At 38.4% G+C, this 10,916-nt stretch carries 5 protein-coding genes; 3 read left to right on the top strand and 2 right to left on the bottom strand.

The window, feature by feature from the left end; all coding sequences use genetic code 11:
• Positions 1-1,227 (top strand): IS66 family transposase (gene tnpC, locus H605_RS0117090; protein ID WP_029055291.1); only part of this gene is annotated, 1,227 nt, incomplete at its 5' end.
• Positions 1,228-1,436: 209 nt separating this feature from the next.
• On the opposite strand, the gene H605_RS0117085 is transcribed toward tnpC, so the two are convergent.
• Positions 1,437-2,588, bottom strand: coding sequence for an Ig-like domain-containing domain (locus H605_RS0117085; RefSeq protein ID WP_029055290.1), 1,152 nt, complete (start codon positions 2,586-2,588; stop codon positions 1,437-1,439).
• A gap of 1,126 nt (positions 2,589-3,714) precedes the next feature.
• Here H605_RS0117085 and H605_RS0117070 point away from each other — a divergent pair.
• Both H605_RS0117070 and H605_RS0117065 read left to right on the top strand, forming a co-directional pair.
• Positions 3,715-4,101, top strand: a complete 387-nt coding sequence (locus tag H605_RS0117070) for a hypothetical protein (RefSeq protein WP_029055288.1) — start codon at positions 3,715-3,717, stop codon at positions 4,099-4,101.
• Between the two features lie 272 nt (positions 4,102-4,373).
• Entirely contained in the window at positions 4,374-7,358 is a 2,985-nt protein-coding gene (locus H605_RS0117065; RefSeq protein ID WP_029055287.1) for a type I secretion C-terminal target domain-containing protein, read from the top strand.
• Between the two features lie 93 nt (positions 7,359-7,451).
• Here H605_RS0117065 and H605_RS19640 read toward each other — a convergent pair whose 3' ends face one another.
• Positions 7,452-10,427: a M20/M25/M40 family metallo-hydrolase gene (locus H605_RS19640; protein ID WP_269466685.1), complete on the bottom strand. Its 2,976-nt coding sequence runs from the start codon at positions 10,425-10,427 to the stop codon at positions 7,452-7,454.
• Positions 10,428-10,916 lie beyond the last annotated feature (489 nt).

Raw genomic sequence — 10,916 nt, 5'->3', positions numbered from 1 at the left:
GATCATTCGATGCACGAGATGAGTACGCAGATACGCAAAGAACTGAAGATCATCCCAGCGCAAGTGACAGTTGTCGAACATGTGCAGCATATCTACAGTTGCCGTCATTGTGAAGAACATGCGATCAAAACACCTATCAAGAAAGCTGAGATGCCGAACCCAGTGATTCCGAAGGGATTAGCGTCCCCATCTGCCATTGCATACGTGATGACGCAGAAGTTTGCTGATGGGCTTCCTCTTTATCGACAAGAGAAACAACTCGAACGGATGGGCATTCCTTTGAATCGACAGACACTATCCAACTGGATGCTTTCGAGTACGACGCGATGGCTCAAGCCGTTCTATGATGAACTCTATCAGCGCCTTCGTGAAGAAAAGGTGCTGCATGCGGACGAAACTGTCCTACAGGTTCTCGACGAACCAGGTAAAAAGGCAGAATCAAAATCCTACATGTGGCTATATCGGACAGGCAGAGACTCTAAGACACCGATTGTGCTCTTTGATTATCAAGCAAGTCGTGCCAAAGAGAATCCACAAAGTTTTTTAAATGGTTATCAAGGTTATCTCCATGTGGATGGCTATGCAGCTTACGAGTCTATTCAAGATGTGGAGCTTGCTGGCTGTTGGGCTCATGCGCGCCGCAAGTTTGATGAAGCACTCAAGGCATTAAAAAGTGCGCCAGCCGGTGCTGGCCGAAAGACGGTCGCTAAAAAGGGACTCGATTTCTGCAACCGATTGTTTGCAATTGAACGCAAGATAAAAGATAAAACACCTGAAGAACGACTTGAAATAAGGAAAAACGACAGTCAGCCTGTGCTGGATGATTTTTTGGTATGGCTAAAAGAACAAAAGGATATTGTCGCTCCGAAGACCGCTACCGGGACTGCCATCTCCTATACGCTAAAACAATGGCCTAAATTGAAGACGTTCATGAAAGATGGTCGTATAGAGATCGATAATAACCGAGCAGAGCGGTCAATAAAGCCTTTTGTAATTGGTAGAAAGAACTGGCTATTCGCAGTTTCCACAAGAGGTGCTACTTCAAGTGCAATAGCATACAGTCTCGTAGAGACAGCAAAAGAGAATGGTGTGAATCCCTTCTTCTACCTACAGTTCCTTTTCGAAGAACTCCCTCAACGTAACCTTGAAAAAGCCGAGGCATTTGAAGATCTAATGCCTTGGTCGAAGACCTTACCAAAGGATTGTTATATCCAGTCAAAGAAATAGAAAATGCCACGAAGAATCAAATATAAGATTATTCGTGGCATTTTCTTTTATATGAAACAACGTGTTCACTATTTGACGCTTACGATAATTCCACTTCGTAGTTCTCAAGATTCGGAGTAGTGGCAGAAACCTGTGAAACAGTTGTACATAACAGACTTGTAATTAAACATAGAGTAACCATCCATTTTCTGTAAATAATTTCCTCCTAATCATTTCACCGTAAACTCAATAGCAGCTGGTTCGTTTAACTGCTTACCCGCTCCAGACGTTACACGCTGATCAACAATGAGAGTATACGTTACACCAGAAGTGAAGTTTTTCTCTGGCGTAATTTCTAGCAATGTTCCTTCTTCTTGCAAGGCATATTCCACTTTCACGGACTTACCTGATTCTTTTTCAACAATATAGGTATTACTATTATTTATCGTATTCTCATCTACTGCCTGATTGAACGTTACGCTCCATGTTTTGGTAGGTTTGATGTTTTCTCTCTTCTCGAACGTTTTGAAACCTTCAAACGGATTGGTCACATCATTTTCATGTACGACATCTTTCTCTACTAGAAATTCAAAGTTCTTCATTTCTTTATTCAATGCGTTATATACCTTAATAGTATACGCACCACCATAATCCGTAAAATACTCCGGCATTAGCTTTACGTTGATTTCTTCCTTATACGTTTCTTCATTGAAAAAGGCTTGAATATCATTCAACTCTTTCGTGACCTTGCCACCTTGCTCAACTACTATTCTGTATGGATTGTTATGTAGTAAATTAATACCCAATCCTCTATATCTTAAATCCGAAATTTGTGCATGATACGTAGTGCCGATATACGAATCCTCTGCTAAATAAACCTCTTCATTTTCGGGGTTCTGAATAACATGTCCATTTACTTCAACAACGACATCATACGTTGTGAATTCCTGTAAATACAGTGGATCGATGAACGACAGACCGAAATCCAATCTTCTTGTACTTTCATTTTCATCATAATAATCTGTGACAATTTTATCTATGTTTGTTATTCTGTTATTTTCTTCATCGCGTAAATATATATCTACAGCTTGCGATTCATCGACATTCAGCATTTCTAATGAAAGACCAAACTTTTCACTTTGTACTCCGATTTGATACGGATTCACAAAACTGATAGCTGGCTCATCATACACATAGACACTAAAGTCTCTTACACGCGCAACTTCCTTACTCCCTAAATACAACACAATATCTACTATATTTTCTCCATTTACGTTTTGAAAAGAATTCCCCTTTTCCAAATGCTTTGTTTGATATTCACCAATTACACTATACGAATCCAATTGATTGGCCCTCGCAACCACTTGTCCATGTTGAATCATTTCCAATCGACTTGCTTTAATACCTGTAACAGCATCATATTCGTGATTACGAAGTGACAACCCAAAAAATGAGCATGTGTATTTGCTGAAAAATATTTAGTTGCACCTGTTTTTTGGCTGTCTATTTCATTAACTAGCGCAGTATGGAAGAGCCTAGTAGATTGATCTAAGACATGTGTTACGCTCGACTCCGCATCGTTCATTTTAATTTCATTTTGGGCAAAACTTTTTGAGGTGTGACAGTCATGCTAATTACAGTCATAAACAAAAGCGTGAAAAATAAAACGTTACTAGTTTTCAATAAAATTCCTCCAATACAATAGTAAGTAAACAATACCACTACTATAGTATTGTGCATATAGTCTTATAATACATTAAATAAGACTACTAAATAAGCCTGTTCTAGTAAGTATTCATTTATATCTCAGCTTTACACCATCATGGTTAGAGACATCCAAAAAACGCAGTTGTACTATCGTCTTTCCATACTCAAAAAATTTCATTCGCGTCAATGATCTAAAGACCAAGCAGTGATTGAACCGACATAAACTCAACGCATTCCTATGACCCTCCACGTTGTGTAACGCAGCGAACTTTGAAAACTATGTCAATCAACCGGTCACGTCAACGAAACCGAAAAGACGCCCACTCGTTGCACCTGTGCTCGATTTCAACAGAGGGGATGAGTATGTGATCAATAGTGAACAGGTGGAATTAAAGACTTTTTTAGCGTAGCCTAGTAGATCATTTTTTAATGTTGAAGTGTGAAACAATCTTTACCTATTCGCGAGACAGCAAAATGCACCTCCTAATATCAATACACGGATTGTACCAAGGAGGTACTGCGTTTTATATGCATTATTTGTAGGAAGTCTTACAGTGGTTTGTTGATGGACACTTACGTCACTTAATCGGAAGTATTACGTATGATCTGGTACCTACATTTATGGACCGCAAATAACGATACTTTTCTCTTCATTACCATTTTTAACTATGTGAGTTGTGTGAAAGTTGTGTGGGGACCTGGTACCTGTTTCGAAACTATTTATTGTGATAATAACCATTATAGTTTACAATTATTATAGAGTTATATTTCTAATATTTTTATAAAAAGAGGTGAAATTCATTGAAAAAATTCTTGTTTACAAATCTTCTTGCTCTAATACTAGCTTTTTCTGTTGCAGGTACTCATCAAACTTCCGCAGCAAGTATTGCACCTGACGGTTTCTATAACTTAAATAGCGGTCACCATGATTATGTTAAATCGGCCAATTTTATATTTATGACACCTCAGCAAAAATTAGCTATTTTAACAAAAGATTATCATTTAGTAACAGGATCAAAATCAGTAAGCGTTTCGGATATCCTTAATGCAAAAACAAATGAGGATATTGAAAAGGCACAGATTTCAGTAGGACAATTAGAAGAGAAATATAATGTTTCAATTACCAAAACAGGTGAAATTGAAGCAGGACCAACTGTTGAATCTTTTGAAGTCTTATCAATTGATTAATCATAAAAAGAGCTGAGAAGGATTTTTCTTCTCAGCTCTTTTTATGATTAATTTTTTAAAATACTTACACATATATATTAGCTATTTGTTAATTTAAGCACTAAGCAGTAATATTTTTTCAAAACTTTACATTTTTTTCATGAAACAAGGTCTTAATAACTAAATAAACAATTATGTAATATTTGGTAGAATTACATAGATTTATAGTATATTATAGAACTGTTATTGTATTGTGTATAATAATCAAAATATAGCATGGAGGAGATTATATTATGAAAAAAGGCATAGTAATTTCAGCAGCTACTATTTTAGCACTATCCACCTTAACACCTGTTGCGAGTATTGCAGCAGAAAATCAGGTATCTGATAATGCAGCACCTGGGTTTTATAACGTTAAAACTGGTAAAGTTTTTTTGGCTAACTCTTTCATATTTTTAAATGGCAGAGAGAAGCTAGAAATTCTGACGGGACAAAACTACTACTTTGCTGATGGTGAAGGAAATGCTCTAAGAGCACCTCATCTTATCAATTCAGAAACAAATGAGGAAATTGAGGAAAAAATGACATTACAGACATCTGTCGAAGAACAACATAATGTGAAATTGACTCCTGAGGGTAAAGTTATTTTCCTAACTCAGCAAGGATATAAAGATGCATTGGAAGATGCAATTAAAAATGCCTATGAAAAGTTAGATCAAATAACTCAAGAAAATCAGCAAGCTGTTAAAGACGCCATTAAAGCCGCTGAAGAAACGTTAAGTAACGCCAATGCTACAATTGAAGACTTACAGAATGCACTAGATCAATTGGAAGATGCTCTGAAAAGTGCGAACGAAGTTGATCCAGCAGTAAAAGCAGCTCAAGATGCAGTAAAGACTGCACAGGAAACAAAAAAACAAGCCGATATTGATAAAGCGCAAGATCTTGTCAATCAGCTGGAAGATAGCGTTGTGAAAGAAGAACTACAGAATATTCTAAATGGCTTATCAGGGAAAACTGTAGACTTATCCAGTTTAAAAACAATCATTCAACAGACGGAACATCTCCTTAATACAGCAGAAGGTACATTTACTCCCGCTTCTGTAGAAACAGTCAAGAATGCCTTGCAAAAAGCTATTCAGGTTTATGAGGAATATGAAGGCCAAGCATTTACTGAAGAAGCGCAGCAAGCTGTTACAAAAGAAACTACTGCCCTTCAAAAGGCACTCGGTCAATTAGAAGAAGTTGATGAGCTAGAGTTTATTCACACAGAAGAAACAAGAAAATCCGCTCCATTATTTTTAAATCCTGTAGAAAGTCGTTTGGATAATCAACAGAAAACGGCTGGTGGAGTGCTAGGCTTGGATATCGGGATTGTAGATTTAGGTGTTCTTTCTTCCTCACAAATCAGTCAAATCGCAGAGAATAATAGACACCATGTGAGTATCAATAAAGGTACTACAATCAGCGGTGAAGCAACGGTGGCTATCCACAGTATACTCGGAGGACACGCTTTCAAGATTCACGTAATGAAACAGAACTTAGATGGTGATTACGTTTTAAAAGAATCCTTCAATGGATCCAGCGGTTCTTTCCTTGGTATTGCAAAAACAGCTGTGATTGACTTTGGTACCCTTGACGAGGGCGAATACGAATTAATATTAGATGTGGCCGCTGGGCTTTCTGTAGTCCAAGTTATTCCATACAGACTTGTAAATTTAATTAAAAGTGACTATTCTAAAGTGTCTACAGAAGAATCTGTCATTCAAGGAAATGTCCTAAAAGGTCAAAAAATCGGATCAGACACATTACGTGTGAACGATATTAATACAAGTGGAAGTGCAGCCTCAGCAATTGGTCCAGATGGCTCTACCATCCAAGGTAAATATGGACAACTAAATATTAAGCGGGACGGCAGCTACCAATATCGTCCTGCATCAGAACGCAAAAATGTAGGGAAAGTAGAGTCATTTGAATTTACAGTTCAAGACATGGCTAGCAACAAAACTGCAAAAGGTGCACTTGAAATCCGTTTGGACAATGAATCTGTTAAATGGGATGACCAAAACTGGTCTAATGAAGGAACTATTGTAACAGCTAACAATCAAACAGTGAGTATAGAACAAAGTTCAGCACACACGAAAGCAGGCGTAACTGCCACTACAAAAAACGTTAATAAAATCATCAAGAACGGAGATGTAGTAACGGATAACTTTGTAGTACAAGATACTGCCTCGTCACTTGACTTCTCTGTACGTTTAGGACACAGCAATACAAGCACCAATGTTAAGGTCATTTCATCGGACGGCACAGTTGTACGCGAGGAGAAGGATGTAACCTTGACTACTACATCTGAAAACTTCTCCTTTACAGGATTGGAAGCTGGCGAATATAAAGTTGTGGTAGAACAATCCGACACAGGTGGACTATACCCACTTGGATATATCGAAGACATCAAAGTCACATCCCCCTCTTGGGGCGATTATCAAATTGATACACTTAAACCTGTTACAGGCAATTTCCAAACAATCAAAGGAAACTTCTTTAGTAATCAGCCGGATAAAACGGATTTGTTTGTACAAGGTTACTCTTTTGATGAATCTCAAAACGTCTCAACATCCATTGAAAAAAGTTATTACAATATACATGAAAGAACCGTTATCGCTGGCGATCATGGTGTGCTGACTATTCAACCCGATGGTAGCTATACGTACGTACCCAATAATGAAATCAGTTCATTTGGACAGACAGACGAATTTAACTACAAGCTATCCCATTTGAGCGGTGTAGAAGCTACCGCCACCTTGTCATTTAACATCCCTGCCCTACTCGAGTCCAGCCTTCAAGATGACGTGCTAGTCAGCAGTACAGCCATTGATAAGATCACAGGAAAAGGTGGTTCGGACACATTAGTTTACAACGTTCTTAACGAAGACAGTACTGGTGGTAATAAACATGATACGTGGACGAATTTCCATTACGGTACAGTCCTTACTGATCGCGATTCAGATCGGATTGATTTGCGCTCGCTATTCTCAACAAAGAAAAATAATGTCACTACAGAAAACAAGATCACAAAGGCAAATCTAGCTAGTTTCCTTAAAGTATCGCAAGTCGGAAAAAATGTCACTATACAAATAGATCGTGATGGAGCATCAAATGAGTATACTCACTCAAACCTGTTAACTTTAAAAATAGAGAATCTGTCTGATAGCGAAAAGGTGTCAATAGAACAATTGATCGAAAACGGTCAATTACTATTGAATATAGAAGAGTAAACAAATAAAGTGAGCATACAAAAGGCATGTCCCATGTGGACATGCCTTTTCTTATATTCTCTTTCAATTCAATTTCAGACTAAGCCTATAGTATCATTGTTTCTTCCTTACTACAGAATACACTGAGCCGCCAACTAAATGAATCATTTCTTCTAGTCTTTCTTTACTGACATTATCCATTGTGTCTTTCGGATTGTGGTAATCAGGCTCTAAGTTGTGAGTTCCTGGCTCGCGACGAATGAAGTTTGCAGAAGGAATGCCCTTATCATAGAAACTGACATGATCTGATGAACCACGCTTGAACAGTACGAGCTCTGAAGGTGTCCTAATGACTTTCGCTACTTTATTCGCAGAATTCGTGACAATATTGGCTTCCCCGTCCAGAGTGTTCGTGTAGATTGCCGTTGCTTTATCCCATGAAGTTGCAACCATATCCATATTAAAGTTTGCTACACTTCTTGACAATTCCTCTTCACTCAAACTGTCTACATAATATTTCGAACCAACCAACCCAATTTCTTCTGCACCTACGAAGGCAAAACGTAACTCCTTATCAAGAGGTAAGTCTTTCATAGTACGTGCCATTTCCAGAGCTGCAGCTGTACCTGAAGCATTATCGTTTGCTCCTGGAGCTCCTGGCACACTATCTATATGAGCAGAGACGTAAACGATATCTGCATCCTTCGCTCCGTTTTCCGGAAGTTTTGTTGCAATCACATTCGCAGACTTAGGCTCATCCACTACTTCAACTTGTAAAGACACTTCCCCCTCATACGCTACTAATTCCTGACCTTTGGCTTTTGTAACACCAAATGCCGGAATATCAATGTCCGCTGTATATTTTAAAGGAGTATCCCCGTCAGCATTATTATAAATAATAACGCCTACAGCACCAGCTTCTTTTGCATTTTTAACTTTATCCACGAAGGTTAATTCCCCTCGCTCAATCAACACAATTTTGCCAACTACATCTTCGGTAAAGTCTCCGGGCTTACCGAGACCTGCGTAAAATAGCGCAGCAGTCACTGTACCGTTTGTAGGCACACCACCCGTCACGGTGCTTTCAACTTCTTGACCATCAACTGTTAACTTTCCTTCTTTTACAGAAGGTAAATCAAATTCCTGAACTGTCACTGCGTAGCCATAGCCTTCCATTCGTTTCCGAACTAGCTCAATCGTCTCTTGTTCTGCAAGCGTACCCGTCACACGTGGGCCCATGTCTGTCAACGTCTGAATATCATTAAATGCAGCCTGTGTATCAAACTTTTTGATAAATTCCTTAATCGCATCCGCATCTGAAGAATCATAAGTGATTGTCAAAGTACCAGCTATTCCTTCTTCACTTCCTGTAGAATTGTCTAGTAGAGTCGTGATTTTCAATAATCCTTCCGCTTCAAGACTTTGTAAAAATGAAATGGAAAGTGATGTGCCCTCTTCAAGACCAGGAATGAGATCTGACGGTGTGAACGTATTCTCTCCTTTCTTCAACTCTATAACTTTCTTTTTATCACCATAAGTAAGTGTCATAGTCGAGTTTTTAGTTGCCGTAATAATTGCTTCAGTAGCTGTAGTTTCAGCATCTAATCCGCTCAAATCTATAGAAGCACTAGCCCCTTCTACTCCTGTGAATTTTACAGACTCTCCTCCTACTAAGAAAGAGACTGCTGTAATACTAGGATTCGCTTCAGTTAAACCATTCTCCGCTTTTACAAGCTTGTCATAAGCAGACTGAACTTCAGCCTGTGATGCATTTGCTTTTTTCGCGACAACTTTAGCTTCCGCTAACGCTATCTGGAAAGCTTCCCACGAAGAAGTTGTGAATCCAACATCCTCTTTTGCTTCAGCCGCCAAAATCAATTCACTTAAAATAGTTTTCTCTACTGTTACCGTAATTTTTGCATGATCCTGAATCTTACCATCTACTACGTAATAAACATCAACTTGATAATCTCCCGCAGACACTTCATTAAACTCATAAGTCGCAGGGCCAGCTGCCACTTGTATAGCGCCGTTCACTACCCAGCGAACGTCTCCATCCACGTTCATCGGATTCTCAAATTGGTCTTTTGCAATAACTTTCAAAACGGCTGACTCACCGGATTTCAGTGTACTTGGTGCAGAAATCTTAAAGCTACTAAGAACCGCTTCTCCACCTTCAATAACCATGTATTGAATAGTGGAAGTTCCTGCTTTCAACACCAATTTATCACCTTTCTTCAGTGCTGTGTCAACTTGTATCGCTTTCTCTATCATGTCATATTTAACTTCAGGATTATCACCTGTCGTAGTTAATGGCATACCGTTAAGCGTACCTGAAACTACTACATTAGCAGGAACTTCAATTGATTCACCGTACTGATCTAGGGCTTCAATGTAAACGCTTGCATTATCACCCGCAACAACTGTCGTCGTTACAGATGTATAAGAGGTTGCCACCTGATCTCCAAAACGAGCTTGAAAACTATTTTTTGTAAGTGAAAAACCTGTTCCTTTCACTTTGTACATAGCCGTATCTGTTAGCATCCCATCTTCAATTAGACCAAATACCGCTTTACCACTTTCCAAGCTATTTTCTTTATAGATGGCTGACAGAGTATCACCGTTATCTCTCGTCAATGTTAACTGACGACCTTGTAGATCAGCTTCCTCAGCAATCGTATCATTTGAGAACGTCACTTCAATCTCAGATTTATTAAGCGCTTTCAAAGATTCGATAGTGATTGAAGAAATAACCACTTCTCCTTCTTCCGTAAACACTACGTTATGTCGATCTTCTACATCCCCTACATTTTCCTGTGCAGCGTCTACTTCCTCGTTCGTCTTTGCTGTCAATAAAACTGATGGATTCAGTGCGTTTCCATTACCATCCAAAAAGTAATAACTTTTGTTTACGTTAGTTAAAATTTCTACCTTCTGCTCAGCGCTTAGGAATACAAAGGCATTACCTGACACTACTTTCCCAGTCTCGACATTGTAAAATCCACTGGGTGCTTGTCCTTCTGCAGCAAATGCAGACACAGGAATTAAAGCAGAAGCCAATAAAGCTGTTGCTGTAGAAGCTTTCATCATTTTGTTCAATGTACATCCCCCTCAGTTTTTAGATAAGTATTAAGTAATAGCACATTTGTAATTAACTCAATAAAATTAATGAACACCACTTTACTTATAACGTTATTATTACAAATGTTACAATTACGTGTCTATACTATAATACTATCATTTCGCCTTTCATAGAGTCAACAGACATTGAGTTACTAATCCAATAAACTATTCAGATATACCATTGCTACATGAATTCCATTGCAGTGTTCAGTAAAAATCTCATCACTAGAATATCCACTTTATCTTTCTAACTGCCTATATTGAAACTAACCTGAATAAGAAGATATTCTACGAGATCATTCCATATACAGCCAATAAATAGTGAGCCATAGAGATATGGACTGTACATGGAATATATAAGTAGATATGGGCGTATGAATATGGAAATTTCAGTATAGCAACTTCTTTCTATCCTCATAGACAGCTGTCTCTAATAGTCAATCTTTGAGCTATTAT

The organism is Sporosarcina ureae DSM 2281, assembly GCF_000425545.1.
GTDB classification, from domain to species: Bacteria; Bacillota; Bacilli; order Bacillales_A; family Planococcaceae; genus Sporosarcina; species Sporosarcina ureae.
Note: the sequence above shows the minus strand (reverse complement) of the source record. Positions and strands in the feature narration are given on the sequence as shown.

Coding starts and splice junctions, on each gene's coding strand:
- H605_RS0117085 (WP_029055290.1), bottom strand. CDS start 2,588: ATGATTCAACATGGACAAGTGGTTGCGAGGGCCAATCAATTGGATTCG.
- H605_RS0117065 (WP_029055287.1), top strand. CDS start 4,374: ATGAAAAAAGGCATAGTAATTTCAGCAGCTACTATTTTAGCACTATCC.
- H605_RS19640 (WP_269466685.1), bottom strand. CDS start 10,427: ATGATGAAAGCTTCTACAGCAACAGCTTTATTGGCTTCTGCTTTAATT.